The sequence below is a fragment of the Kocuria aegyptia genome (assembly GCF_039530085.1).
Taxonomy (GTDB): Bacteria; Actinomycetota; Actinomycetes; order Actinomycetales; family Micrococcaceae; genus Kocuria; species Kocuria aegyptia.
The window spans coordinates 32,953-57,413 of record NZ_BAAAOA010000010.1; the positions used below are offsets into that span (position 1 = coordinate 32,953).

Consider the following 24,461-nt stretch of genomic DNA (forward strand, 5'->3'; position numbering starts at 1 on the left):
CCACCCACCGGTCGAAAGGAACACCGCTTATGTGCCATCACGACCACCACCACGACGAGCACGGCCATCACCATGGGCTGGCCGACGGCCACCGAGCTGGGGTCTCCGGCGACGAGACGGCCGAGTGCCCGGTGATGCCCGGCAACCAGGTCGTCAAGGCCGATGCCGAGGCCGCAGGGCTCGTCCGCGACTACCAGGGCCAGCGATACTGGCTCTGCTGCGCCGGTTGCGGCCCCGCCTTCGACGCCGACCCCGCCAAGTACGTGCCCGCCTGACCCCACCCAGTACCCCTTGGGCCGGCGGCTCCGGACCAGCCCCACAGCTGGCCCGGAGCCGCCGGCCCCTACGGCACTCACGGAAAGACAAAGACACCACCATGGACACCCCCCCTGCCCCCCAGGTGACTGGCGCTGAGGGCCACACCACCCACGGCTACATCAGCGACAAGGACCGGTATCTCGCCCGCCTCAAGCGCATCGAGGGCCAGGCCCGAGGCATCCACCGGATGGTCGACGAAGAGCAGTACTGCATCGACATCCTCACTCAGATCTCGGCCCTGACCTCCGCACTGCGCAACGTGGGCCTCGGGTTGCTCGACGACCACATGAAGCACTGCGTCCTGGACGCCGCTCAGCTCGGAGAGGACGCCGCCGAGGCCAAGCTCAAAGAAGCCTCCGAGGCCATCGCCCGCCTTGTGCGCTCCTGACCAATCGAGCTTCCCCCGCTCCCGGAGCACCTGCAGTAAAAGAGGTGGCGGAGTGGGCCTCGCACTGCTTCACACCGACCTAACGGAGCACTACTCGTCGTAGAGGAGCCGCTTTCCCTCAGGGAGGGAGTCGCTGGCGGGCCTGTCGCTCTAACGGTGTAAGAGGCGTTTCCATGGTTAGTGGTTCTCCGCCGCCGGCATCCGGTCGGCGAAAGTGATGGCGAAAGCGTTCAGCGCCGGCTTCCACCGTGTGACCCATCGTGTCTGCCCGGTGCCCTTCGGGTCCAGGGATCGCACGACGAGATACAGCGTCTTCATCGCGGACTGCTCATTCGGGAAGTGCCCCCGGGCCCGCACGGCCCTGCGGAACCGGGCGTTGAGCGACTCGATCGCGTTGGTCGAGCAGATCACCGAAGCGGATCTCCACGTCGTAGTCCAGGAACGGCACGAACCCGCTCCAGGCCCCGCGCCACAGTCGGCTGATCGCGAAGGTACCGGGCGCCCCACTTGTCCTCCACCTCCTCCAGGGCGGCCTCGGCAGCAGCCGCGGTCGGGGCCGTGTAGACCGGTTTCAGGTCCTTGGCGAGCTCGTCCCAGTACTTCCTCGAGGCGTAGCGGAACGTGCCGCGGATCAGGTGGATGATGCAGGTTTGGACGATCGCGGCCGGGAACACCGCGTTGACGCTGTCGGGCAGCCCCTTGAGCCCGTCGCAGACCACGAAGAACACGTCGCGCACACCCCGGGACTTCAGGTCGTTGAGGACCGCGTACCAGAACTTCGCCGACTCCCCGTCGCCGTCCCCGGCCCACATCCCCAGGATGTCCTTGTGCCCGGCCAGGTCCACCCCGATCGCGGCGTAGACGGGCCGGTTGCGCACTTGCCCGTCCCGGACTTTGACCATGATCGCGTCGATGAAGATCGCCGCGTAGACCTGCTCCAGCGGCCGGGCCCACCACGCCTGCATCTCCTCGATCACGCGGTCGGTGATGCGGGTGACGGTGTCCTTGGAGACCTCCGCGCCGTAGACCTCGCCCAGATGCGCGCTGATCTCCCCGGTGGTCAACCCCTTGGCCGAGAGCGAGAGGACGACCTGGTCCAGGTCCGTCAGGCGCCGCTGGCGCTTGCGCACGATCACCGGCTCGAAGCTGGCTTCCCGGTCCCGTGGGACCTCGATCTCGACGGGGCCGGCGTTGTCGGTGATCACCGTCTTGGCCCGTTTCCCGTTGCGGGAGTTGCCGCGGTTGCGGCCCTCGGGTTCGCCGTGTTCGTAGCCGAGGTGTTCGTTCATCTCCTCGTCCAGGGCGGCCTCGACGACCATCTTGGTCAGCTGCTTCAGCAACCCGCCCGGGCCGGTCAACGCCGCCCCGCTGGCCCGAGCCTGGCGTACCAGCTCCCGGACGGTGTCCTGGTCGGCCGCGCTCAGCTGCGCGTTCTCTTCCGGCTCGTCACCGGATGTCGGTGGGCTCACGTCCACCAGTGTCTCGATGTTCTCGCTCATGTCGACCCTCCAGCCCCACTCGGGGTGATTGGGCCTCTTACACCGTTACTGCGATAGTCCCGGGCAACGGCGGGGTTCGGGGTGGCCCCGGCCCTTTACATGGCTGCGCAGAACATCTTGGCCGACTGGGTCAGTTACTCCCTGCGCACCGCGGTGTTCGCGGCCGCCTGGTTGGTGACGGTGTGGTGGATCGAGCGGGTGGCGCGAACCGTGCCGCGCCGGGCCAAGGCCTGGTCCCGCGGCGGGATCGTGGCCGCCTTCGTGCTCACGCTGACCGTGGTGCTGCCGTGGTTGAACCACTCCGCCCAGACCTCCCCCAACACCTGACCCATGGTCGCCGCCGGGGCGACCGTCGCCGCCGTTCCCGCCGTGGTCGCCGCGGCCGTGATCCGCTGGGCGACCAAGTGAGCACCGCCGAAGGTCAGCACGCCCGGCACCGGTTGGACGAGCTCATCCACGCCCCGGTGCGCCTGAGCATCGTCGCCGCCCTGGCCCAGGTCGACGAGGCCGAGTTCGCATACGTGCGCGACACCGTGGAGGTCTCCGACTCGGTGCTCTCCAAACAAGCCACCCAGCTCGAGGCCGCCGGCTACGTGAGGATCCGAAAGGGCTACGTTGGCAAACGTCCCCGCACCTGGCTGTCCCTGACCCCTGCCGGGCGCACCGCCTACACCAGCCACCTCGACGCCCTCCGCGCCATCGCCGAAGGCCAGTAGCAGTACCGCACGCCCCTCGAAGGCAGCTCCGCGCAGGAGGGGTCAGTCCAGAACCACGCAACCATGAGCACCTGCTCACTTCCACCCCGACGAGTCATCTCGTTTTCCCTGGCATCTGGGACATCTATGCGCACCCGCCCCCGAAGCGGCAGGGTAGTTGCATGGTGAGCAGAGTCGCTGCCGAACAACGCTTCATCGGATCCGCGAGGGCGGTTCGATTCTCCACGGCAATGTGCAACCGGTGGACTCACGAGGCAGAGTCACTCGAACAGTTCCTTCTTGGTGTAGCCGCCGTGCCACCGGGTGGCGAGCACCTGGAGGACGACCACGGGCACAAGGCACAGCCCCGCCAAGGCGGCCACGGTGCTCCAGGGCAGGGGCATGACCGCGGGCCAGAACGCTTTGCCGGCGACCAGCAGGTACACGGCAATCAGGAACATGAACGCCGCATAGGCCGATTCCCGGTGATAGGCCCGGGCGCTGCGTGCATCCAGGATGCCGGTGAGCACACCGGTGACGAACCAGGTGGCTCCGTACAGGGCCGCGATCACCCCCACACCCGTGCGGGGCCCGGCCTGCACGAAGTGCGACAGCAGGGGCAGAAACGCAATCGTGGTGACCGTGTTGACGAGCATGAACCATTTCAGGTTCGTCCTCAGGATTACGTGCAGATTCATGGTCGGCGCCTTCCGCAGGAGCAGGGTCATCGGAGAAGATCTTGGACGGTCGGGTCGCCGAAGGGAGCGATGTTGTGCCGAGCGAACGCCCGCAACAGCCGGCGACCCCGGGAAGAGAGCTTGTAGACGTTCTTGGGCGGCCCCATCGGGCTGGGCACCTTGGTCTGCTCCACTAGGCCCACGTCGAGGTGTCGGCGCAACTGTCGGTAGAGCGTCTGCTCGGCCGGCCGGTACGTCCCGCCGGTCAGCGCCTCGATCCGCTGCTTGACTGCCCCCACGTCGGCGCCCTCCTGGGAGAGCGCGACGAACGTCCAGAAGGTGAGCAGACCCTGGCGGAACACGCTCTCCCAGTCCGCCAGCAAGCGGGAGTCTTCTTCTGAGGTGCGGTCCATGGCCGCTACTGTACTTGGGGTTTAATACTGGGGCAATAGAACCGGCCGCAACGCCTGACTCCTGCATCGCAGCACAAGGGACCGTTGGCTAGTCATCCGACGACTGGCAAAGCTATGAGCACTCCTACCAGTAGGCCCTCCGCCATTCGACGAATGTCTCGCAACTGAAACGCCTTACAACCCATGATTTGCAGGACGACCTGTCGTCACATTGCTCAGGTTGTTTCGATAGGTATTGGTCCGTGATTACCCTGGAGCATCGCCGTTGGATTGCCTTGCGACCCGGCGTCACGGTCTAACCCCAGGCCCCGGTCCTTGAACTGCGAACAGGACAATGGGCATGACCTTTTCTGCTTCCGGGGCGCTGGCCGTTGAGCTGCACCGGCACTCTTCCTCCCACTGGATTGCTACCTATTACCCCATGGTGCTGACCCCTGTCGGTCGGTGGGCCGACGTCACCTGGGTTCTGCACCGGTGTCTGATTCCCCCCACCACCGTCGATCGGCCAGAACCGGCACGGTGGCTGGAGGCGCGCAGCGCTGATCCCGGGCACTTCTGCTACGCGAACCACCAGGTGTGGAGGGAGGCGCTGGCCGACGGTTACGTCACAGCACGAGCCGCCCTCGACATCGAGGACATCGAGGAGCCCCTGTCGGTCCGGGACGGGCAACGGTTGCGGGAACACACGGTCGTTGTTCCGGCCGGGCAGCTTTCGGAATGGATGCTCGACGATCTGCAGGACGAGGCCTCAGACCTCCCGGGGTGAGCCTGTGCGTCTATCGGACACTTCTGGACGGATTCCCTCGGCCTTCCGGGTGACTCCCCCGGCCCGCTGGAGACCTGCGTAAGACCACCCGGTGCACACGGCGCGGGGCATGCTCGCCTCTATGTTGGGCGTGAGTAGTGCAAAGTGTGCGAGTCCCTGGTCATGCCCGGTCCCCGGCCTTCCCTGATCACGGGTCCAGCATCCGGCCACCACATCGCTTGTGGCAAGGAGTTGCCGTCATGGATCGGAATTCCCCGGACCGTCCGGGATCGCCGCGGACGCCACTGTCGCTACGACGGGGCCGGTGGCATGAAGGAGCTCCAGCAGGTGTCGGTCGGCAGATCAACCGGCTCGTTGCCGGTGCCGATGTCATCGTCTCCGGGGGTCTCAAGCACCTATCTGGCCCCGGCCGGCCTGTTCCCCACCGCCCTGGCGGAACTGGAGCCGGCGGAACTGCAAGTGCTGCACTCCAGGATCACCCGGCAGCTCGATCACGAGTACATCGATCCGGTCGGGCCCCACCCGGTGACCCTGGACCGGGTCCGAGAACTGGCCGAGGAGCTCGACACCCGCCAGGGCTTCCGCACCGCCGTCGAATCAGCATCCCCGGCGGACCATCGGACCGACGCTCCACCGGCGGCCCCGGGCACTGACACGGTTCGCATGAAGACGGCCAGCCCTCGGCCGGGATCGGCCGCAGAACCACACGCCGCCACCAAGGCCACCGGACGATTGCCGTCCACCTCCCCGCACCAGCACGAGAAGCACCCCAGCAGCGTGTCCCCCGTCGGTGCGGAACGCACGGAGGCCGGGGCCCGCATCCATGACCTGGGCCGGTAGCGGCCCGGGGACCGGGTCCAGGCCTGGCACCGTGGGCTCCTCCAGTGCGTGGGCACGGTGGAGGAAGCCACCCGGCCCGGGACGTGGTGCGGATCCGTGAAGGCCTGGACACATACCCCCGGATGATCCACGCACTAGACAGCGAACTCCGAAGTCTCCGCGTCCGCGGTGGTGGATGAGCCGACCCTGAGGGTCCGTATGCAGAGGGCATCGACCAGGCGTCAGTTGCTGATGGCCGGGGCAGCACAGATGTAGCTGGTCTCCAGTGCCTGGGCTGCCAGGAACCGGGCGGCGTCGGTGCGAGTGATCGAGGCCCCGATGACGTCGCGGTGGGTCATCCCGACGTGGCGGACCCCGCGTGAGGGCCCTTCCGTCAGCGGTGCGTGACGCACGAGCGTCCAGCTCAGCGCGGAGGACGCAACGGAGTGGAAGTCGGTGGCCACCTCCCGGCACAGCCGGGGGCACCAGCCGCGCCAGAGCAGCCGCGCGCTGCGCCGCCAGGTGTCCGGATAGCGGGCATGGTCGAACAGGGCCGCCGGCTGCAGACCGATGTAGCGGGTGCGCCCGTGCTGATTCATGCTGCCCACGATGGCCGGGGTCGCATTCACCGTGAGGTTCGACCGACGCCAGTTGCGTACGGCACACAGCACGTTGATGACCACCTCGTTCTGTGCCACGGCCGCGTCGACCACGGCCGTATCCAGCGGGTCCCCGACGTGCAGATGCACCCGATCGGCCCAATCGGCCGGTGCGTGAGCCGGATCAGTCAGCACGGCGCTGACCCGGTGCCCGCGGAAGACGAGGTCGGTGACGGTCTCGCGGCCGATGGCGGTGTCCGCCCCGAACACCACGACCCTCACCAGGAATCCCGCCTGGCGCGTCCGGCCCGATCGGCCCTTCCCGATCGGGCCACGACAGGTTGCGGCGTCTGGTCGGTGGCTGCCGCCGGTTCCGACAGCACGATCTCCACCGTGCCGCCGGGCCGATCGCGGCATTCCTGTTCGATCCCCGCGCGTATCAGCTCCGCAGCTGCTGGTTCCGGGGGACTGGCAGCACTGAGGTCGACGAGGCCCTCAGCGGCGGGGGTGAGGGTGCGGGCCCGGCGGATCACCGGGTGCAGGCCTTGCTGGTTGGCGCCGGTCAGGAGTCCAGTGACGATCAGGCACAGGTGCCGGCCACCGAGGTCGACGCGCACCAGGACAGAGAGTTTGGGGTCGGACACAGCAGGTCTTTCACGGCGATCCCCCGGACAAGGGGACGGGCGGAGCCGACTGTTCGACCACGTCACAGCCTAGACCATTCCCTACCCGCGCAGTCGGGGCCGAGTTCTACCGGACCGACCGGCCGACTCAGCGTGGCCGTGGCACCCGAACAGATGTTTCCACGCGCGGATACGCGCAGGCGTACTGTGGAAGACCAAGGGCGACTGCGCACCACCGGTCGCCCTGTACGGGGTGACCCCCCTCGGCTCGCGCGTCCTGCGTGGGCCTGGGCCCACCCGACCGACCGGGGAGCCCCCAATGGAACCCACGACGACCGCTGCTGCGGCCACCGATCTGACCGGGGTCTTCGCCCGCATCCAAGGCATGCTGCTGAGCCATGAGTCCGCCCAGGCCGCCGCCGCCCAGCTGGCGGAGGCCGCCCGGGATCTGATCGACACCGCCGCCGGGGCCGGGGTCTCCCTGATCGACGAGACCGGGAACCGGACCACCACCGCAGCCACCGACCGGCTGGCTGAGACCGCCGACGCCGCCCAGTACGAGCTCGGCCAGGGCCCGTGTTTGAGTGCGTGGGCCACCGAGTCCCTTCAGCGCCTCGACGACACCACCACCGACACCCGGTGGCCGGAGTGGTCCCGTACCGCCGCCGACGCCGGGATCGGCTCGGTGCTCAGCGCCCCGGTGCTGTACCGGGAGACGTGCCTCGGGGCGATGAAGATCTACGCCACTACCGCGCACGCCTTCAGCACCCGGGCGGAACACCAGTTGGTGCTGCTTGCCTCGGCTGCGGGCACGCTGCTGGGGGCGGCCCAGGGCAGTGATGCCCCACAGCGGCTCAGCGCCTCGCTGCAGCAGGCCATAGCGGACCGGACGGCGGTGGAGACCGCCACCGGGATGCTGATGGAACGCCACGCCACCGACCACGAGGCCGCGCGGCGGACGCTGATCGACGCCTCCCGAGCCCAGGGCCGTCCGCTGGCGCAGATCGCGCGTCAGGTCGTGGAACGAGCCGCGGACACGACCAGCTGAGAAGCCCGGTGGCGATGGACGACGACGCTGTAGGCCGCCGGCAGGCCCACCTGGTGCGCGAGGCGATCGAGGCCGCCGGGATCGAGGTGGGGCAGCTGTGGATGCACTACTTCAGCGTCGGTGGTGAGGCCGGGGAAATGGAGATCGACGCCTTTCTCCATCACTCGCTGACCCTGCCGGTCCTGCAATGGGATCTACTGGCTCATGCCACCAACGAGCTGCTGGATCAGCAGCGGCCCACTCGGATCCCGCAGGCCTCGGACCTGCTCGACCACGACGACCCGGACGACGCCGGGCAGGACCAGCACGGCACCCGGGACCAGGACACCACGGAGGAGCCCTGACCCGCATTTTCGCGCCAGGAGGTGGAGACCTCAGCCGCCCTGGGGGCCCGGGGTGGTGCGGGCGGGCCGGCGGGGCAGGGTGAGTTCCCCGGTCTCGACGACTTCGGTGGCGATCTCGGCCATCTTCCGGTTGCTGTCCTGGCTGGCCACCCGCAGCAGTTCGTGCGCCTGGTCGCGGGTGAGCCGGTGCTGGGCCATCAGCACCCCGATGGCGGTGCCGATCTCCCGGTTCGACCGCAGAGCCCTCTCGAGGTGCTCGGCCCGCTGCCGGGTCACCTCCATGGACACCGCCCACGCGGCGTGGGTGGCCAGCATCGTGCCCACCCACTGGGTGTGCGCATCGAAGGCGCCGGGCACGTCGGAGTACAGGTTCAGTCCCGCGATCAGCTCCGGATCCACCACCAGGGTCAACCGGTAGGCCAGCGCGCTGCGGACACCGATCTCCTCGGCGACCCGGGTTCCGTACACCGGCCACCGGGCGTCGTGGGCCAGATCCGCCGAGCAGTGGACACTGTCCTCCAGGACCGAGTCCACGCACGGGCCCGAGCCCAGCTCGTACTGCAGCGCATCAGCGGCCCGGGCCGCCTCACCGGTGGCGGCCAGAGTGCGGAACCTCCCCTGGCGCAGCGTGGTGATGCTCGCCCATCGCACCCCGGGCAGGGCCGCCACCGCGTAGTCGAGCACCGCTTCCACCAGGGTGTCCGAGGCCGCGTTGCGCAGCTGCTCCCCCAGGCCCAGCACCGCATCGGCGATCTCGGCGAACCCGACAGGGTCAGCCGGCGAGACCGGGACCGAAGAAGTCATGACTATCCCCAGAAAACGCCCGGTGGCGAGGACACCCCCGGACTCTCAGCGCCTCACTGCTGAAGCATCCCCAAAGTCTATCCATCCCAGACACCGTCGCAGCACGTCGGCTGACGTCCGCGGGTTCAGCGGCACGTGACGATCACCGGGTCTGGGTCGGTCCGTCGGGCCGGGGTCGGGCTCGGCGGCGGTGATCGGCTCGGCCGTCACCGCCTTCGGCGGGCGCGGTGGGAGGTGGCGGTAGAGGGTGGTGCGGGTGATGCCGGTCGTGGCCACGATCTCCGCGATCGTGTGCCCGCTCTCCCGTACATGTGCTGCGTCGGCCAACGTGTCCGGGTCCACCACCGTCGGCCGCCCGATCCGCCGGCCCCTGACGGTGGCCGCCAGTTGGGGGTGAGCGGCGCGCTCGAGGGTGTAGGTGCGTTCCGTCTGCCCGAACAACGCCAGCAGCACCACCGCCAACTGGGCCATCGGGTCATTCGGTTTCGTGGAGTCCACGTTGATCGGGTCCGCCAGATTGCGCACCCCCACCCGCGCTCGGCCAGATCATGGATCGGATTCGCGGTGTCGCGCACGGTGTGCCCGAGCCGATCCAGGGTGTGCACCACGATCACATCAACCTCCCGGGCGTAGGCCGGAGCCGCGGCCAACCCGGGGCGGTCCGTGGTGGCCCCGGACTTCTGGTCCACATGGATCCGCTCCGGGGCGATACCGACCTGCCGCAAGGCATTAACCTGCCGGTTCACATCCTGTTCGGCCGTCGAAACCCGCGCTTGCCCCGATTCCACGGGCTCGACGTCCCGGTAGTCGGTTCCGTTCGGGCGGAACGAGACCACAGTCTTGACCCAACTTCTGGAACAAGACTCGCCGACCACGGACCACTGATGGAGAATCCGGAGCCGACCGTCCCACTACCAGGACATGGGACGGCCGACTCGAAATCGACGAGGCGTCTCGCATCCCATGACTTGGAAGACGCTCCGGGACGACACGGCTCACCTTGCTCCGACCGTCGGTCGCTCAAGGGGAACTGCCCTGACAATCCCTGCCCTCTGGGCCACCTGGCACATCAGTGGGGCCTTGCAGGTCGCGAGTGACTACATCTGACGTCCGGATGCGGCCAGGGAACGGTCAGTGTCGATTCTCTCGACGCGCCACCGCCGAGCCTGCAACAGCGCTTCATGCGGGGTCGACTGCTGCGCGGCATCTTCGTCGAAACGCTGTACGAAGCCGATCACTGCGCCGATCACCCCCAAGGTCATCAGCGCGATCAGCGGATCACCGGGGCCCTCCCCTGTAAAGACGTTGAGGACCATGGCGAGCAGTGCGACAGTCATGACCACTGCCCCAGCCCCCGTGAGGACGTTGGACACCGTTGTTCTCATCTGTGACCCCCTTCTCAGACGAGACTAGACCTTTGTCCAGTCATAGGCATGGATTTGCAGTGACATGTCACCTAGATGACGGGAACTTCTACGGGCGCCGGTCCGAAGGGGCCTTCGCCGCGGCGCACACGGCACCGTCGCCGCGCAGGGCCGTCCTGCACCCGTCGGGCCAGCCTCTCGGGGGCGCGAAGTTCGGAGGCACATCCTGCTTCTGCGTTGCTGGGCCGCTCTCCCGCACGACACCTCCCGATCAGGACGCTGCGGCCACCGCCCGTCGACGCGTTCCGGCAGGTGCACCGCGGACCCGTCCGCCGGGCAGATCTCGCCCGGAGTGACGGCGACGCTGACGGAGGGTCACACGCGCCTGGGCGCCGGCTCCTTCAGCTGGGAGACCCACCTGTCGCAGCCGGTCGGTGGCTCCGACGAATCCCTCACTCCCGCCGCCGATCTGCTCCGCGCCCCGGCTGAGTGCGCGGTCGCGTTCATCCATGGCACTCACGCCCCCAGTTCGACGCCGGGATCACCGAGCTCAGTGCCACGGCCGGCGGCACCACCGGTCCGGGTGGTCTGCTCGAGGTCAACGGCACCGTCGCGGATCCGCAGCAACGGCGCATCGAGATCGCGGTGTCCTCACCCAGCTCGACGGAGCAGGTGCAGGCGATGCAGCAGGCCTGGTGGCAGCGCTGCCCGGCCCACCTCGCCTTGCGCGATCCCAACGACGTCGAGGCGCCCTTCACCTCGGGGCAGTCCGCCAGGGGCCGTTCTCTCCTCTCGAAGCCACCGGTCGTCGATCCACACACACGTCAGCGGCGGCCTCCGGGGGAAACCGGGCCGCTGCTCCCCTTGGCCCCCCCGCCGACCCGGCGCCACGGTCGATACGGCCAGGAGTTCCCGCCTCACGATCGTCGCCGAGCACGGGGCAGGCCACCACGGTGATCGCGCTGCCGGCCATGAGCGCCGCCGGCAACGGGGCGGCTCGACGCGCACCGGGGACACCGTCCTGATGCGGTTGGAGACAGCGACGGCCGCGGAGCCGATACGGTCGCGATCACCCGGCAGCACGGCGATGACCATCGGGATGCTCGGCTGTCCGCGCAGGTACGGGCCCAGCAGGATGGCCGGCAGGCGTCACAACCCCCGCAGCACCCGGAGGATCCGGCTGGCCCGTTCGGCGGTGTTCCGGCGCTGCAACTGCGGCGAGGCGTAGCCGCGCCGGCCCGGCCCTCGGCCACACCGGTGAAGACCGCCATGAACAGCAGCAGCGGCACCGACTACGTCAGAGGCACCGGAAGGTCGAACCGGTACGGGGCGAAACCGCCGAGCGCCCACCCGGCCAGCAGGCTGCCCACGCACACTCCGGGAGGAACCAGCAGAACGATCAGGATCCACCGGGCGGGCACACGCTTCTTGACCGTCCGCCGTGCCAGGTCCTTCAGGCCCGCCCTGTCGAGGAACAGTCCGGTGACGATCACCCCGGCCAGGCTGGGCCCGAACGAGAAGAGCACCGGCAGCAGCACCGCGGCGAACCCGACCCCGTCATCGGTCCGGGACAGGGCCGGAGCGTGCCCTACCGGCCCTGGAGACCGGTAGGGCCCCCCGGCGGACGGGTCAGGACAGGAGGGCCACGTAGGTGCTCGAGTGCCCGAACCCCACGATGTCCAACCGTCCGTCGCCGTTGGTGTCACCGAGCAGGCGCGGATACCCGGCCTCGGTCCAGCCGTCGTCGTACCCGAAGCGGGGAACCTGCAGGAACGGCGCCTCGAAGGTGATGTTCGCCCGGGCCCGGGCGGTGAGGACCCCGGCGTTGCCGAAGCCGATCAGGTCCTGGATCCCATCGCCGTTGACGTCGGCGAGGGTGCGCAGGTGGCGGTCGCCGCGCCAGCCCAGGGCCCGGCCGAGATCGGCCACCTTCAGTGCCACGGGGGAGTAGGACGCCCAGCCCTGCGAGTAGGCCACGGACACCCCCGGCGGCCGAAGCCGACGATGTCGGCATAGGAGAACATGGGCTGCACATAGGGCCCGTGATAGGTCCGGGCGTGGGCCGGGGGCCCGCCCACGGCAAGCCCGGTGACAGCCAGCAGGGCCGCTGAGGCCCCGGTCCACGCGGGACAGGAAGGAGGGTCTCATGCGGGGTGCTCCCACGTTCTGGGGATGAGGTGTCGTCCGGGGACGGGGACGAGGAGGCGGGATGGGGAGTCCGGTCGACCCCATCGACCGCCGGAGGTGCTCCAGAGCCCGCAATGCCCCTGGGACGGGGCGTGCCACCTGCGGCGACACCGGACGGGGAGCCTCATCGAGACCCCCCGCCCTGCTGCGTGCGTGTCAGTTGCGCGAGCTGCCGGTGCTCGTCCCCTCCCCGGAGTCGTCCCGGTGGTAGAGGTACTCGTTGCCGTGCTCGTCCTTCTCCACGTAGAAGTGCTCCTGGACCTCCTGGTACCACGCCTCCGCGGCCTCGCTCATGTGCTCACCCTCCTGGGCCTGGGCCGACCGGTCCCCCGGCCCGTAGACGCTCATCGCGATGGCGTTGAGCCGGTCGAGGATGCGGTGCCGTTGCTCGCCGTCCCGGTTGGTGTTCTGCCTGTTCCTCGCCATGACGTCCCCCGTTGCCGACTGTGATGGTGATCACCATTCTAGCGCTCGGCGGCACGGGCGGACCCGGCGCTCCGGCCGGTGTGACGCCGCACGGCCCGGTCACCGCGGGCGGCGCGTGCGGCTACTCGATGTCGCGGATCTGCTTGAGCGAGCCCGTGTTCGTCCGGTACTCCCGCACGTAGTCGGGCTGCTCCGCGTGCTCGATCGCGGGGGCGTTGGCCGGTTCCGAGCCGTGCACGTAGTCCGGGGCCACCACGATCTCCTCGTCCACCTCGGTGCCGGTGGAGGCACGGCGGTGGAACTCCTCCGGCGGCAGCACCCGGCGCCACTGGCGGGTGGGCAGCACGCCCACCTCCCCGGCGTCCTCGCGCAGGGCCCGCAGCAGCGAGTAGATCATCAGGTACCCCAGCACGAAGAACGGCAGGCCCATGAGGATGGCCACGTTCTGCAGGGCGGCGAGGCCGGTGGCGCCGGTGGCGGTGAGCAGGATCGCCGCGATGAGTCCGATGGCGACGACCCAGAACACGCGCTGGTGCACCGGGGACTCCTCCTCGTGGCCGCTGCCCATGGTGTCCATCACCAGGGCGGCGGAGTCGATCGAGGTGATGAAGAACAGCACCACGATGAGCACGCCCACCGCGGAGGTGACGGTGGAGAACGGGAAGTTCTCCAGGAAGACGAACATCGCGCCGGGGATGTCACCCTCGTCGACGACGGCCTCGACGAGCCCGCCCTCGCCGTTGAGCTCGATGTCGAACACGCCCATGCCGAAGATCCCGAACCAGATCACGGAGAACAGCGTGGGGAACGCGAGCACCCCGGAGACGAACTGGCGGATGGTGCGGCCGCGGGAGATGCGGGCGATGAAGATGCCCACGAACGGCGACCACGTGATGGTCCACGCCCAGTAGAAGACGGTCCAGCCGCTCTGCCACCCGGTGTCCGCGAGGGAGTCGTTCCAGAACGCCAGCGCCGGGAGCATCGACAGGTACGTGCCGGCGGACTCGACCATGCCCTTGAGCATCAGCACGGTGGGCCCGGAGACGAGGATGAAGACCAGCAGGGCGATCGCGATGAGGATGTTGGTGTTGGACAGCCGCTTGATGCCGCGGTCGAGGCCCAGGGCCACGGAGATCGAGGCGACGAGGCTGACGGCGGCGATGATGAGGATCTGCGAGAGCGCCGACTCCGAGATGCCGAAGAGCCGCGCCAGGCCGCTGTTGATCTGCATGGTGCCGAGACCGATCGAGACGGCCACGCCGAAGAGGGTGCCCACGATGGCCAGGATGTCGATGAGCCGCCCGACCGGCCCGTGGATCCGCTCCCCGAGCAGCGGCTGGAACATGGAGCTCACCCGCGGCGGGAGGTTGCGCTTGTACATGAAGTAGCCGAAGGCCAGCGCCGGGAGGGTGAAGATCGTCCAGGTGTGCAGCCCGAAGTGGTAGAGCGTGAAGCCCATCGCCTCGGTGGCGGCCTGCGCGGAGGACGGCTCGACACCCTGCCGCGGTGGGTTCGCGAAGTGGTTCACCGGCTCGGCGACGGCCCAGAACATGAGGATCGTGCCGATCCCCGCGGCGAAGAGCATCGAGAACCAGGACAGGTTGGTGTGCCGGGGCCGTTCGTCGTCGGCGCCGAGCCGGACCTGGCCGAAGCGGCTGATCATGAGGTAGACCAGGAACAGCAGGAAGACGGTCACGCCGAGGACGTAGAACCAGCCGAGCTGTTCGATGACCCAGCCGGAGCCGTCGGCGAAGACCGCGTCCATGAAATCGGTGAACACCAGCGTCAGGACCACGAACGCGGCGATCACCAGCGCGGAGCCGAAGAAGATGGTGGGACTGGTCCGCAGTCGCAGGGAGTCGTGCAGTCTGTTCAGCATCGCCGTGCTTCCCCGGCGGCCCCCGGCCTCGGACGAGCGGACGGCCGCCGTGTCTCGGTTGTGCGCTTCAGTGGTGTGCTCCGGTTGCTAAGACCCTACCGCGTGGTCGCCCGCCGGTGGAGGCTCACGCCCCGGGCGGCGCGGGCGTCAGGCGCGGTTCCACGTGCCACTCCCACCACGCGTCGACGCGGTCGAGCAGCTGCTGCACGGAACCGTCGTTGACCAGCACGGTGCTGGAGACGGCCGCCCGCTCCTCGTCCCTGGCCTGCGCGGCGATCCTGGCGCGCGCGTCCGCCTCCGTCATGCCACGGTCCTCGACCATCCGCCGCACCCGCTCCTCCACCGGGGCCTGGACGGTGAGGACGAGGTCGAAGCGACCGTGCTGGCCGGTCTCCACGAGCAGGGGGATGTCCTCGACGAGGACGGCGTCCTCCCCCGCCGCGGCCGCGAGCCGTTCCGCCTCCGCGCGGACGAGGGGATGGATGACCGCGTTGAGCCGGGAGCGCGCCCCCGGGTCCGCGAACACGCGGGCCCCGAGCGCGGCCCGGTCCAGGCGGCCGCCCGGGGTCAGCACGGAGGGGCCGAACTCCTCGACGATCCCGTCGAGCCCGGGCCGGCCAGGCTCCTGCAGGGCACGCGCGATCGCGTCGGCGTCGATCACGGTGGCCCCGAGCTCCATGAGCCGCCGGGAGACCGTGGACTTGCCCGAGGCGATCCCGCCGGTGAGTCCGATGGTCAGCATGGGACCATGCTAGCGGCCGGCCGCTGCCGGGCCCCGGGCGTTCAGGGCTCCCCGGCGCCGGCCACGGTGGTCATGACGTCCGGCAGCGTGCCGGGCCCGTGGGCCCGGTGCACCCGCAGCCAGCGGTACCCGTAGCCCGCCAGGTCCAGCTCCGCCGAGGAGTCGGCGTCGAGGGCGCACGCCCCGTCCCCCAGCAGGTCCAGCAGCTCGGTGCCCTCCGCCTCGTCCGGCAGCCGCAGGGGCACCGTGGTGGGCTCCGCGGAGAGGTTGTGCAGCGCCACGATGGCGGAGCCCTCCCACGAGCAGCGGTGGGCCAGCACCTCCCGGCGCGGCTGGTCCAGGACCTCGGCCGCGCCCCACGCCAGTTCGGTGCACTCCCGGTAGCGGCGGGACAGGCCGGTGACGAAGTGCAGCAGGGAGTGCGGGTCCCGCTTGGCGTCGGCCACGTTCACGTTCGGGGGACCGAACTCCCCCTCGACGACGGGACCGGAGAGGTCCTCGGCGCCGGCGGAGGAGAAGCCCCCGTTGCGCCCGGAGGTCCACTGCATGGGCGTGCGCACGGCCATGCGGCCCTCGGCGGCGAGGTTCTCGCCCATGCCGATCTCCTCGCCGTAGTACAGCACCGGGGTGCCCGGCAGCGAGAAGAGCAGCGAGTAGACCATCCGGATGCGCTGCTGGTCGCCCTGCAGCATGGGCGGAAGCCGCCGCGTGAGGCCCCGGCCGTAGACCTGCATGCGCTCCTCGGGCCCGAAGGCGGCGAACACCTCCTCCCGCTCGGACTCGGAGAGCTGGTCGAGGGTGAGCTCGTCGTGGTTGCGCACGAAGTTGGCCCACTGGGCGTCCTGCGGAATGCGCGGCCGGTTCTTCAGGGCGGCCGCCAGCGGCCCGGCGTCCTGGCGGGCGAGTGCGAGATAGAGGTTCTGCATCGCCACGAAGTCGAAGATCATGGTCAGCTCCCCCGCGTCCTCGGTGCCGAACAGCTCGAGCTGCTGCTGGTAGGGCAGGTTCACCTCACCCAGCAGGGCGGCCCGGCCGTTGCGGCGGTTCGCGAACTTGCGCAGCGAGCGCAGGAAACCGTGCGGGTCGGTGAACCCGCCCCGGTTCTCGAAGTCGTCGCCCTGCCCGAGGGTGAGCAGCTGGGGGATCCCGTCCACGCGGAAGCCGTCCAGGCCCAGGTGCAGCCAGAACCCGACGATCTTCGCGATCTCGTCCCGCACCTTGGGATGGTTGAGGTTGAGGTCGGGCTGGTGGCGGTAGAAGCGGTGCAGGTACCAGTGCCCGGTGATCTCGTCCCGGGTCCAGATGCCGCCCTCCTTGTCCGGGAAGACGGCCTTCTCGGCCGTGTCCGGCGGCTCGTCCGCCCGCCACACGTAGTACTCGCGGTACGGGCTGTCCGTGCTCGAACGGGCGGCCCGGAACCACGGGTGCTGGTCGGAGGTGTGGTTGACCACGAGGTCGGCGATCACCCGCAGTCCGCGGTCCTGGGCGGTGCGGACGAGCTCCACGAGGTCGCCGAAGCTGCCCAGGCGCTGGTCGACGCCGTAGAAGTCGGTGATGTCGTACCCGTCGTCCCGGTTCGGCGTGGGGTAGAACGGCATGAGCCACAGGCAGCTGACGCCCAGCTCGGCCAGGTAGTCCACCCGCTCGGCCAGCCCGGCGATGTCGCCGATGCCGTTGCCGTCGGTGTCCAGGAACCGCTCGACGTCCACGCAGTACACGACCGCCTGCTTCCACCAGAGGTCGGAGGTGTCGGCGATGCGCATGTCTGCTCCCTCGGTCGCGGATGCTCCTCTGTCTAGCACCCTGCCCCGGTCCCGTCGAGGGTGTGGTCCGGGCCTAGAGTGGGCTGCATGGACCCGGACCCCCTGCTCAGCCGCGCCACCCGGTACACGACGCTCGCCGCGGGCACGGAGGCTGTGGCCGAACTGGAGATCAAGCGCTCGCGCTTCCTGGCGGTGCTGCGGCGGGCGGCCACGGAGGCCGAGGCCCGGGCCCTGGCCGAGGAGCTGCGGCGGGGTTTCCACGACGCCCGCCACCACTGCTCGGCGTTCGTGCTGGGGCCCGACCGGGACGTGCAGCGCTCCTCGGACGACGGCGAGCCCGCCGGCACCGCGGGCCTGCCGATGCTCGAGGCCCTCGTGCTGCGCCGCACCGGCACGGACGCGGCCGGCCGGGACGTCACCGACCTCTCCGACGTGAGCGCCGTGGTGGTGCGCTGGTTCGGCGGCACCCTGCTGGGCGCCGGCGGACTGGTCCGTGCCTACTCCGACGCCGTGTCCCAGGCCCTGGACGGCGCGTCCCTCGTGGTCCGCCGGCGGCAGCGGCTCTACCGGCTCCCCGCCGCGCACGCGGACGCGGGCCGGATCGAGAACGAGCTGCGCTCGGCCGGGACCACGGTGCTGGACACCGCCTACGGGGCGGCCGGCGCGGAGCTGGGCCTCGCCCTGGACGACGACGACGCGGCCGTTGCCGCGCTGCACTCCCGCGTGGCCTCGCTGACCTCCGGCGCCGGGGCGCTGCGCCCGGACGGCGTGGACTGGGTGGACTCCCCCGCCGTTCCCCGGGCCTGACCGGGGACGCGCCCGCTCCGCCGGGCCCGGTCCCGCCCCGCTCGGGCGGGGCGCTCCGTCACCGGGGTCGGCCGGCGCCGGGCGCGCCGGTGCCGGTCGGCGTGGTGGCGGACACGGCGACGGCCCCCGCCCAGGAAAGGGCGGGGGCCGTCGTCGGTGCAGTGCGGGACTGCCCTACTGGTGCCGGTCGGATCAGGCTCCGGTCAGCTTCTCGCGCAGCGCGGCCAGGGCCTCGTCGGAGGCCAGGGTGCCGGAGTCGGCGGCCGGGGCCTCGGAGGAGTAGCTGGTCGGGGCCGGCGCGGACGAGGAGGACGAGGACGAGGACGAGGAGGACGAGGAGCTCGTCGTGCCGCCGGCGGCGGCCTCGGCGTCCTCGGCGATCGACTTCCGGACCTGCTCCTTGTGCGCCTCCCAGCGCGACTGGGCGTCGGCGTACTGCTGCTCCCAGGCGGCGCGCTGGGTCTCGTAGCCCTCGATCCACTCGTTGGTCTCGGGATCGAAGCCCTCGGGGTACTTGTAGTTGCCCTGCTCGTCGTACTCGGCGGCCATGCCGTACTGGGCCGGGTCGAACTCGGTGGAGTCCGGGTCCACGCCCTCGTTGGCCTGCTTGAGCGACAGCGAGATGCGGCGGCGGTCCAGGTCGATGTCGATGACCTTGACGAACAGCTCATCGCCCACGGAGACGACCTGCTCGGCCATGTCCACGTGGCGCTGGGCCAGCTCGGAGATGTGCACCAGGCCCTCGATGCCGTCCTCGACGCGCACGAACGCGCCGAAGGGGACGAGCTTGGTGACCTTGCCCGGCACGACCTGCCCGAGGGCGTGGGTGCGGGCGAACAGCTGCCACGGGTCCTCCTGGGTCGCCTTCAGCGACAGGGAGACGCGCTCGCGGTCCATGTCGACGTCCAGGACCTCGACGGTGACCTCCTGGCCGACCTCGACGACCTCGGAGGGGTGGTCGATGTGCTTCCAGGACAGCTCGGAGACGTGCACGAGGCCGTCGACGCCGCCCAGGTCCACGAAGGCACCGAAGTTGACGATCGAGGAGACCGTGCCCGTGCGGACCTGGCCCTTCTCGAGCTTGTGCAGGAAGTTGGAGCGGACCTCGGACTGGGTCTGCTCGAGCCACGCGCGGCGGGACAGGACCACGTTGTTGCGGTTCTTGTCCAGCTCGATGATCTTCGCCTCGATCTGCTGGCCGATGTACGGCGCGAGGTCGCGCACGCGGCGCATCTCGACGAGGGAGGCGGGGAGGAAGCCGCGCAGGCCGATGTCGAGGATGAGGCCGCCCTTGACGACCTCGATGACGGTGCCGGTGACGACGCCGTCGTCCTCCTTGATCTTCTCGATGTCGCCCCAGGCGCGCTCGTACTGAGCCCGCTTCTTGGACAGGATCAGGCGGCCTTCCTTGTCCTCCTTGGTGAGGACCAGAGCCTCGACCTCATCACCCACGGTCACGACCTCGTCCGGGTCGACATCGTGCTTGATGGACAGCTCGCGGGACGGGATGACGCCCTCGGTCTTGTAGCCGATGTCGAGAAGGACCTCGTCGCGGTCGACCTTGACGACGGTGCCCTCGACGAGGTCGCCGTCGTTGAAGTACTTGATGGTCGCGTCGACAGCGGCGAGGAAGTCCTCCGCGGACCCGATGTCGTTGACGGCAACCTGCGGGGTGGTGGTGGTCATGTAGTAGGGGCTCCGATGTGGATAGGTTCTGATCAGTCGGAACGGAGATTGTCCGGCCGGACCGCGGCCGTTCCGAAGGATTGCTGGACAGGGCACGTGCAGAGCACGCACCGGCTCAGTCTACGGACGGAGGAAAACCGGCGCAACACGCGACCCGCCCCGCCGCCGCGGCTCAGAACTGCGTGACGCCGTACGGGGCGGTCGGGGTCTCCATGAAGTCCTGCAGGTCCCGCAGCGCCTCCTCGTCCCGGGCCACGATCAGCCCGGCCTGCGCGAGGGTGCTGGCCTTCACCGCCCCGAGGTACAGGGACCCCAGCACGTCCACCCGCATCGCCACGTCGGCCCCGGCGGGCAGCTCCACGGCGGGGACCGAGCGCCCGGCTTCGTCGTCGGCGGTGCGGGGCCGGTCGCGCAGCCGCTCGACGACGGGCGAGCCCCCGGTGGTGTCCAGCGCCCAGACGCCGTCGGCGTAGCCCAGCGGGTCCACGAGGGAGATCACGATCCGCCCGCGGAAGGTGTACGGGCGGGCCACCAGCGCCGCGGCGGGGTCCAGGACCCGCACCCACACCTTGTCGGACTCCGCGGTGACGCGGTACTTGGCGCGGTCCGCCATCGCCCACACGAGCGGGTCCTCCACGGGGGCGCGGCCGAAGCGGACCTGGTCCACGAGGTCCAGGGAGGTCACGAACTCCCACAGGGCGATGGACACGTCCGGGGACGCGCCCACGAGGTCGAGCACCGTCAGGGTCAGGGGGTAGGAGGTGTTGGGCTCGAAGCGGTAGGTCACGTAGCCGTCCGGGCGCATCGCGTCGTCGTAGTGCACGGCGCAGCGCACCTCGGGGTCCGCCTTCTGCGGGGTGATCGCGTACTCCCCCGTGTACTCGGGCCAGTGGTAGGCCACCCGGCTCACCGATCCGTGCGAGCTCTCGTGGAAGCGCTGGAAGAGCACGGGGGCGAGCCGGCGCACAGCCTCGCCGTCGGCCATCTCCACGCTGCCCACGGTGGGCGCCTTGAGCTGCAGGCGGGTGGTGGCGTCCACGGTGACCTCGCGGTTGAACGTGGCCGCCCCGAAGCCGAACCGGCCGTAGATGGTGGCCTCGGTCGCGGTCAGCAGCGCCACGGGGTAGCCGTCCCGCCGGGCGCGGTCCAGCTCCCCCGTCATCAGCCGGCGCAGCAGCCCGCGGCGGCTGTGGGTGGGCCGGACGGTGACCTCGGAGATCAGCCGGGCGCGCAGCAGCCGGCCGCGGCCCGCGTTGAGCGAGCCCTCCCAGGAGGTGAACGTGGCCACGGGCCGCCGGGTGGGCAGCGCCGCCTCCGGCACGGCGTGGGGGTACGCCGCCCGCAGCCGCACCCGCTCGGCGTGCATCCAGGACAGGGTGCGCTCGAGGGTCTCGTCGGTCGGCTCCGCCTGGTGGAAGCCCTGCCGGATGGCCCGCACCCACTCCACGGCCGCCGGGTTGGCCGCGACGCCGCCGGGGCCCACCCCGAACTCCGCGAACGTGTAGTCGTGCCCGCCGGCCGAGTAGGACTCGGTCACGGTGCCGGGGGTGGACGGTGTCGCCGGAGCGTCGTGCTGGGGGTCCATGGTGGGCTCCTCGTTCGCGGTGGGGTCGGGGGGCGGGCCGGCCGGGGCGCCGGGCCGACCGGTCAGTGGGCGGCCTCGTGCCAGGAGCGGCCCGCGCCGACGTTGACCTCCAGCGGGACGGACAGCTCGGCGGCGCCGCCCATCTCCTCGCGCAGCACCCGCTCCACGGTCTCGCGCTCTCCGCGGACGACCTCCACGACGAGCTCGTCGTGGACCTGCAGGAGCATCCGCGAGCCGAGCCCCTCGTCGGCGAAGCGCCGGTCCACGCCGAGCATCGCCTTCTTGATGATGTCCGCGGCCGATCCCTGGATGGGGGCGTTGAGGGCGGCGCGCTCGGCCATGGAGCGCAGCTGCCGGTTGTCGCTGGAGAGGTCCGGGAGGTAGCGGCGGCGGCCGTCGATCGTGGCCGTGTAGCCGTCCTCGCGGGCCTGCTCCACGACGCCGCGCAGGTAGTCGCGCACCGCCCCGAACCGGGTGAAGTAGTCGCTCATCAGGGTGCGGGCCTCGTCCACGGGGATCCGCAGCTGCTTGGACAGCCCGAAGGAGCTCAGCCCGTACACCAGCCCGTAGCTCATGGCCTTGACCTTGGAGCGCATGGCCGCGCTGACCTCCTCCGGGGCCACGCCGAAGATCTTCGAGCCCACGAAGCGGTGCAGGTCCTCGCCGCTGCGGAACGCCTCGATCAGCGCCTCGTCCCCGGACAGGTGCGCCATGATGCGCATCTCGATCTGGGAGTAGTCGGCGGTCAGCAGCTGCTCGTACGCCCGTCCGGCCTCCGGCCGCCCGACCACGAACAGCCCGCGGATGCGGCGGCCCTCCTCGGTCCGCACGGGGATGTTCTGCAGGTTCGGGTTGGTCGAGGACAGCCGGCCGGTGGCGGCGACGTTCTGCATGTAGGTGGTGTGCACGCGGCCGTCCTCGGCGATGGCCTTCTGCAGGCCCTCGACGGTCTGGCGCAGCTTGTTGGCGTCCCGGTAGGCCAGCAGGCCGGCGAGGAAGCGGTGCCCCTTGGAGTCGGGATCGGTGCGGGTGAGCAGCTCCGCCACGGCGTCGGCGTCGGTGGTGAAGCCGGACTTGATCTTCTTGGTCTTCGGCAGCCCCAGCTCCTCGAACATCACCTGCTGCAGCTGCTTGGTGGAGCCGAGGTTCACGGGCGCCTCGATCTGGGCGTGCGCCTCCTGCTGCGCCTGCTCGATCACCCGGGCGAAGTCGTCGAGCAGGACCTGGACCCCCTCGGGGTCCACGGCGATCCCGGCGAGCTCCATCCGCCCCAGCACCACGGCCAGGGGCAGCTCGAGGTCCGTGAGCAGGGCGGTCTGGTGCGTCTCCGCCAGCTTCTCCAGCAGGTGCTCGGAGAGCTGGGCGGTCGCCACCGCCAGCTCCGCCTCCCGCCGCAGCACCGCGGGGGCGGGCCAGGGCCCGGAGTCGAGCGCGAGCTGCTGCTGCCCCTCGGCGCCGGATTCGTCCGCGACCGGCGCCACCGCCAGGCCCAGGCGGTCCTCGAGCAGGGCGGGGAGCTCGTAGCTGCGCCGCGCCGGCTGCAGCAGGTAGGCCGAGAGCTGGGGGTCGTCCACGACCCCGGCCAGCGGCAGGCCGCGCACCGCGAGGGACTTCCAGACCTCCTTGAGCCCGTCCACGATCTTGGGCCGGTCCGCGTCGGCCAGCCAGCGGGCGAGCGCGGACTCCAGCGCGGAGTCCGCGTCCGCGAGGTCCAGGAACAGCGCGGACGGCTGGTGGCCGCCCCGGGCGAGGACCGCCCCGGAGAGCTCGCGGGCGCCCGGGAGCACGGGGTCGTCGTCGCGGTGCAGCGCGTGCAGCACCACGGGGCCCTGTCCGCCGGCCAGCCACCGCTCGAGCTCCTCGGCGGTGCCGGGACGCTCGACGTCCCCCAGGCCGAGGTCTGCCGGTGGGGCGGCCTCCTCCGCGGGGCGCCCGAACGCATCGAAGAGCCGGTTGCGCAGGCCGTCGCCGAACTCGAGGTCGTCGAAGACCTCCTGCACCGCCTGGGCGTCGGGCACGGGCAGACCGGCGTCGGCCAGGTCGAGCTCGATCCCGAGGTCGGTGATCAGGCGGTTGAGCCGCCGGTTGCGCTCGACCGCCGCGCGGTGCTCGCGCAGCGCCTCGCCCTTCTTGCCCTTGACGCGGTCCGCGTGCGCCAGGATCGTGTCGACGTCCCCGTAGGCGAGGATCCACTTGGCCGCGAAGCCGGCGCCCACACCGGGGATCCCCGGGAGGTTGTCGGCCTGTTCGCCGGTCAGGGCCGCGAGGTCCGGGTAGTGCTGGGGCGGCACCTTGTACTTGTCCACCACGGCGGCGGCGTCCATGTGCTTGAGGTCGGAGGGGGTGCGCCCGGGGTAGACCACGGTGACGTGCTCGTCGATCATCTGGAAGGCGTCCCGGTCCCCGGAGAAGACGAGCACCTCGTAGTCCTGCTCGGCGCCGCGGCGGGCGAGGGTGGCCAGGACGTCGTCGGCCTCGTGGCCCTCGGCCGTGACCACGGGCACGCCCAGGGCGTCGAGGATCCGGCGGATCTGCGGGATCTGCCCGTGGAACTCCTCCGGCGTCTCGTCGCGCCCGCCCTTGTACTCCTCGTACTCCTGGGAGCGCAGGGTGGGGCCCTCGAGGTCGAAGGAGACCACCAGGTGCGTGGGCTTCTGCTCCCGCACCAGCTTCACGAGCGTGTTCACGAAGCCGTAGACGGCCTCGGTGTGCCGGCCGTCGGAGGTCACGAACGCCGGCCCGCCGCCGTACTCGGCGGCGCGGGACAGCGCGAAGAACGCGCGGAAGGCCAGGGAGTGGCCGTCGACCAGCAGCAGCTTGCGGTCGGGCCGGGAGACCGGATGGGGGATCTCGACGTCGACGGGGTGGTCGGTGTCGGTCCCGACGGTCACCGTGCGCACGGCGGTCGCGGGGCTCGTGTCGGTCTGCGTCTGCTGCGTCGTTTCACTCACGGACCCATCCTAGGGCCCGGGCGGGAACCGGGGCGGGCGCTCCGCCGGGCCCGGGCGGGTCAGCCGGCGCGGCCGGCG

General features: G+C 70.4%; 25 protein-coding genes and 2 pseudogenes. 9 read left to right on the forward strand and 18 right to left on the reverse strand.

Translation table 11 applies throughout. The features are described from left to right. The first annotated feature begins 29 nt into the window (after positions 1-29). Both ABD220_RS04015 and ABD220_RS04020 read left to right on the forward strand, forming a co-directional pair. Positions 30-275, forward strand: coding sequence for a hypothetical protein (locus ABD220_RS04015; protein ID WP_344120046.1), 246 nt, complete (start codon positions 30-32; stop codon positions 273-275). 101 nt (positions 276-376) lie between these two features. Next, on the forward strand, positions 377-706 hold the full coding sequence (locus tag ABD220_RS04020; protein ID WP_344120048.1) for a metal-sensitive transcriptional regulator: 330 nt from the start codon (positions 377-379) through the stop codon (positions 704-706). Positions 707-883: 177 nt separating this feature from the next. Here the strand turns inward: ABD220_RS04020 and ABD220_RS04025 are convergent. After that, a pseudogene (locus ABD220_RS04025) lies at positions 884-2,175 on the reverse strand (IS256 family transposase). Positions 2,176-2,304: 129 nt separating this feature from the next. Here ABD220_RS04025 and ABD220_RS04030 point away from each other — a divergent pair. Together ABD220_RS04030 and ABD220_RS04035 are read left to right on the forward strand one after the other, a co-directional pair. Beyond that, positions 2,305-2,532 carry a hypothetical protein gene (locus tag ABD220_RS04030; RefSeq protein WP_344120050.1) on the forward strand — a complete coding sequence of 76 codons (228 nt, stop codon included), beginning with the start codon at positions 2,305-2,307 and terminating at the stop codon, positions 2,530-2,532. A gap of 77 nt (positions 2,533-2,609) precedes the next feature. Beyond that, on the forward strand, positions 2,610-2,921 hold the full coding sequence (locus tag ABD220_RS04035) for a winged helix-turn-helix domain-containing protein (RefSeq protein ID WP_344120053.1): 312 nt from the start codon (positions 2,610-2,612) through the stop codon (positions 2,919-2,921). A 260-nt stretch (positions 2,922-3,181) separates the two neighbouring features. On the opposite strand, the gene ABD220_RS04040 is transcribed toward ABD220_RS04035, so the two are convergent. Then, positions 3,182-3,628, reverse strand: coding sequence for a hypothetical protein (locus tag ABD220_RS04040; protein WP_344120055.1), 447 nt, complete (start codon positions 3,626-3,628; stop codon positions 3,182-3,184). Further along, positions 3,625-3,990, reverse strand: coding sequence for a PadR family transcriptional regulator (locus tag ABD220_RS04045; RefSeq protein WP_344120057.1), 366 nt, complete (start codon positions 3,988-3,990; stop codon positions 3,625-3,627). Before ABD220_RS04045 ends, ABD220_RS04040 begins: the two co-directional genes overlap by 4 nt. A 340-nt stretch (positions 3,991-4,330) precedes the next feature. On the opposite strand from ABD220_RS04045, the gene ABD220_RS04050 reads away from it, so the two are divergent. Both ABD220_RS04050 and ABD220_RS04055 read left to right on the forward strand, forming a co-directional pair. Then, positions 4,331-4,756: a hypothetical protein gene (locus tag ABD220_RS04050; protein WP_344120059.1), complete on the forward strand. Its 426-nt coding sequence runs from the start codon at positions 4,331-4,333 to the stop codon at positions 4,754-4,756. A gap of 366 nt (positions 4,757-5,122) precedes the next feature. Next, the gene (locus ABD220_RS04055) at positions 5,123-5,596 is read left to right on the forward strand and encodes a hypothetical protein (RefSeq protein ID WP_344120061.1); all 474 of its coding nucleotides are present in this window, start codon (positions 5,123-5,125) and stop codon (positions 5,594-5,596) included. A 221-nt stretch (positions 5,597-5,817) separates the two neighbouring features. On the opposite strand, the gene ABD220_RS04060 is transcribed toward ABD220_RS04055, so the two are convergent. Beyond that, positions 5,818-6,456 (reverse strand): NAD(P)-dependent oxidoreductase, encoded by a 639-nt coding sequence (locus ABD220_RS04060; protein WP_344120063.1) that lies wholly within the window; start codon positions 6,454-6,456, stop codon positions 5,818-5,820. Beyond that, positions 6,453-6,818, reverse strand: a complete 366-nt coding sequence (locus ABD220_RS04065) for a hypothetical protein (RefSeq protein WP_344120065.1) — start codon at positions 6,816-6,818, stop codon at positions 6,453-6,455. The genes ABD220_RS04060 and ABD220_RS04065 overlap by 4 nt, the downstream gene beginning before the upstream one ends. 298 nt (positions 6,819-7,116) lie before the next feature. On the opposite strand from ABD220_RS04065, the gene ABD220_RS04070 reads away from it, so the two are divergent. Then, complete coding sequence (locus ABD220_RS04070) at positions 7,117-7,845, forward strand: GAF domain-containing protein (protein ID WP_344120067.1); 729 nt, start codon at positions 7,117-7,119, stop codon at positions 7,843-7,845. Between the two features lie 14 nt (positions 7,846-7,859). Further along, on the forward strand, positions 7,860-8,189 hold the full coding sequence (locus ABD220_RS04075) for a hypothetical protein (protein ID WP_344120069.1): 330 nt from the start codon (positions 7,860-7,862) through the stop codon (positions 8,187-8,189). Between the two features lie 30 nt (positions 8,190-8,219). On the opposite strand, the gene ABD220_RS04080 is transcribed toward ABD220_RS04075, so the two are convergent. The 10 genes and pseudogenes from ABD220_RS04080 to ABD220_RS04125 all read right to left on the reverse strand — a co-directional run bounded on the left by ABD220_RS04080 (position 8,220) and on the right by ABD220_RS04125 (position 17,354). Further along, positions 8,220-8,993, reverse strand: coding sequence for an ANTAR domain-containing protein (locus ABD220_RS04080; RefSeq protein WP_344120071.1), 774 nt, complete (start codon positions 8,991-8,993; stop codon positions 8,220-8,222). Positions 8,994-9,038: 45 nt separating this feature from the next. Further along, on the reverse strand, positions 9,039-9,518 hold the full coding sequence (locus ABD220_RS04085) for a helix-turn-helix domain-containing protein (RefSeq protein WP_344120073.1): 480 nt from the start codon (positions 9,516-9,518) through the stop codon (positions 9,039-9,041). A gap of 17 nt (positions 9,519-9,535) precedes the next feature. Then, a pseudogene (locus ABD220_RS04090) lies at positions 9,536-9,868 on the reverse strand (recombinase family protein); the annotation flags it as partial. A 222-nt stretch (positions 9,869-10,090) separates the two neighbouring features. Next, a complete protein-coding gene (locus ABD220_RS04095; protein WP_344120074.1) occupies positions 10,091-10,330 on the reverse strand; it encodes a hypothetical protein in 240 nt (79 codons plus the stop codon). 1,319 nt (positions 10,331-11,649) lie between these two features. Continuing rightward, positions 11,650-11,895: a hypothetical protein gene (locus ABD220_RS04100; RefSeq protein ID WP_344120075.1), complete on the reverse strand. Its 246-nt coding sequence runs from the start codon at positions 11,893-11,895 to the stop codon at positions 11,650-11,652. Between the two features lie 91 nt (positions 11,896-11,986). Then, on the reverse strand, positions 11,987-12,334 hold the full coding sequence (locus tag ABD220_RS04105) for an FG-GAP repeat domain-containing protein (RefSeq protein WP_344120077.1): 348 nt from the start codon (positions 12,332-12,334) through the stop codon (positions 11,987-11,989). A 366-nt stretch (positions 12,335-12,700) separates the two neighbouring features. Continuing rightward, complete coding sequence (locus tag ABD220_RS04110) at positions 12,701-12,970, reverse strand: hypothetical protein (protein ID WP_344120079.1); 270 nt, start codon at positions 12,968-12,970, stop codon at positions 12,701-12,703. Between the two features lie 121 nt (positions 12,971-13,091). Then, positions 13,092-14,849, reverse strand: coding sequence for a BCCT family transporter (locus ABD220_RS04115; RefSeq protein ID WP_344120081.1), 1,758 nt, complete (start codon positions 14,847-14,849; stop codon positions 13,092-13,094). A gap of 124 nt (positions 14,850-14,973) precedes the next feature. Further along, a complete protein-coding gene (gene coaE, locus ABD220_RS04120) occupies positions 14,974-15,591 on the reverse strand; it encodes a dephospho-CoA kinase (RefSeq protein WP_344120083.1) in 618 nt (205 codons plus the stop codon). Positions 15,592-15,632: 41 nt separating this feature from the next. Continuing rightward, positions 15,633-17,354 (reverse strand): alpha-amylase family protein, encoded by a 1,722-nt coding sequence (locus ABD220_RS04125; RefSeq protein WP_344120085.1) that lies wholly within the window; start codon positions 17,352-17,354, stop codon positions 15,633-15,635. Between the two features lie 87 nt (positions 17,355-17,441). Here ABD220_RS04125 and ABD220_RS04130 point away from each other — a divergent pair, with 87 nt between their 5' ends. Beyond that, positions 17,442-18,161: an IMPACT family protein gene (locus ABD220_RS04130; RefSeq protein ID WP_344120086.1), complete on the forward strand. Its 720-nt coding sequence runs from the start codon at positions 17,442-17,444 to the stop codon at positions 18,159-18,161. 192 nt (positions 18,162-18,353) lie between these two features. Here ABD220_RS04130 and rpsA read toward each other — a convergent pair whose 3' ends face one another. From rpsA to polA, 3 genes are all read right to left on the reverse strand, one after another. Then, positions 18,354-19,847 carry a 30S ribosomal protein S1 gene (gene rpsA, locus ABD220_RS04135; RefSeq protein ID WP_344120087.1) on the reverse strand — a complete coding sequence of 498 codons (1,494 nt, stop codon included), beginning with the start codon at positions 19,845-19,847 and terminating at the stop codon, positions 18,354-18,356. Between the two features lie 172 nt (positions 19,848-20,019). After that, positions 20,020-21,432 (reverse strand): GNAT family N-acetyltransferase, encoded by a 1,413-nt coding sequence (locus ABD220_RS04140; protein ID WP_344120089.1) that lies wholly within the window; start codon positions 21,430-21,432, stop codon positions 20,020-20,022. Between the two features lie 62 nt (positions 21,433-21,494). Continuing rightward, positions 21,495-24,383, reverse strand: coding sequence for a DNA polymerase I (gene polA / locus ABD220_RS04145; RefSeq protein WP_344120090.1), 2,889 nt, complete (start codon positions 24,381-24,383; stop codon positions 21,495-21,497). Between the last annotated feature and the right edge of the window lie 78 nt (positions 24,384-24,461).

What these genes read in the sequence shown, in the direction of transcription:
- ABD220_RS04015 (WP_344120046.1), top strand. Translation starts at nt 30, where the DNA reads ATGTGCCATCACGACCACCACCACGACGAGCACGGCCATCACCATGGG.
- ABD220_RS04020 (WP_344120048.1), top strand. Translation starts at nt 377, where the DNA reads ATGGACACCCCCCCTGCCCCCCAGGTGACTGGCGCTGAGGGCCACACC.
- ABD220_RS04030 (WP_344120050.1), top strand. Translation starts at nt 2,305, where the DNA reads ATGGCTGCGCAGAACATCTTGGCCGACTGGGTCAGTTACTCCCTGCGC.
- ABD220_RS04040 (WP_344120055.1), bottom strand. Translation starts at nt 3,628, where the DNA reads ATGACCCTGCTCCTGCGGAAGGCGCCGACCATGAATCTGCACGTAATC.
- ABD220_RS04045 (WP_344120057.1), bottom strand. Translation starts at nt 3,990, where the DNA reads ATGGACCGCACCTCAGAAGAAGACTCCCGCTTGCTGGCGGACTGGGAG.
- ABD220_RS04050 (WP_344120059.1), top strand. Translation starts at nt 4,331, where the DNA reads ATGACCTTTTCTGCTTCCGGGGCGCTGGCCGTTGAGCTGCACCGGCAC.
- ABD220_RS04055 (WP_344120061.1), top strand. Translation starts at nt 5,123, where the DNA reads ATGTCATCGTCTCCGGGGGTCTCAAGCACCTATCTGGCCCCGGCCGGC.
- ABD220_RS04070 (WP_344120067.1), top strand. Translation starts at nt 7,117, where the DNA reads ATGGAACCCACGACGACCGCTGCTGCGGCCACCGATCTGACCGGGGTC.
- ABD220_RS04075 (WP_344120069.1), top strand. Translation starts at nt 7,860, where the DNA reads ATGGACGACGACGCTGTAGGCCGCCGGCAGGCCCACCTGGTGCGCGAG.
- ABD220_RS04080 (WP_344120071.1), bottom strand. Translation starts at nt 8,993, where the DNA reads ATGACTTCTTCGGTCCCGGTCTCGCCGGCTGACCCTGTCGGGTTCGCC.
- ABD220_RS04095 (WP_344120074.1), bottom strand. Translation starts at nt 10,330, where the DNA reads ATGACTGTCGCACTGCTCGCCATGGTCCTCAACGTCTTTACAGGGGAG.
- ABD220_RS04110 (WP_344120079.1), bottom strand. Translation starts at nt 12,970, where the DNA reads ATGGCGAGGAACAGGCAGAACACCAACCGGGACGGCGAGCAACGGCAC.
- ABD220_RS04115 (WP_344120081.1), bottom strand. Translation starts at nt 14,849, where the DNA reads ATGCTGAACAGACTGCACGACTCCCTGCGACTGCGGACCAGTCCCACC.
- coaE (WP_344120083.1), bottom strand. Translation starts at nt 15,591, where the DNA reads ATGCTGACCATCGGACTCACCGGCGGGATCGCCTCGGGCAAGTCCACG.
- ABD220_RS04125 (WP_344120085.1), bottom strand. Translation starts at nt 17,354, where the DNA reads ATGCGCATCGCCGACACCTCCGACCTCTGGTGGAAGCAGGCGGTCGTG.
- ABD220_RS04130 (WP_344120086.1), top strand. Translation starts at nt 17,442, where the DNA reads ATGGACCCGGACCCCCTGCTCAGCCGCGCCACCCGGTACACGACGCTC.
- rpsA (WP_344120087.1), bottom strand. Translation starts at nt 19,847, where the DNA reads ATGACCACCACCACCCCGCAGGTTGCCGTCAACGACATCGGGTCCGCG.
- ABD220_RS04140 (WP_344120089.1), bottom strand. Translation starts at nt 21,432, where the DNA reads ATGGACCCCCAGCACGACGCTCCGGCGACACCGTCCACCCCCGGCACC.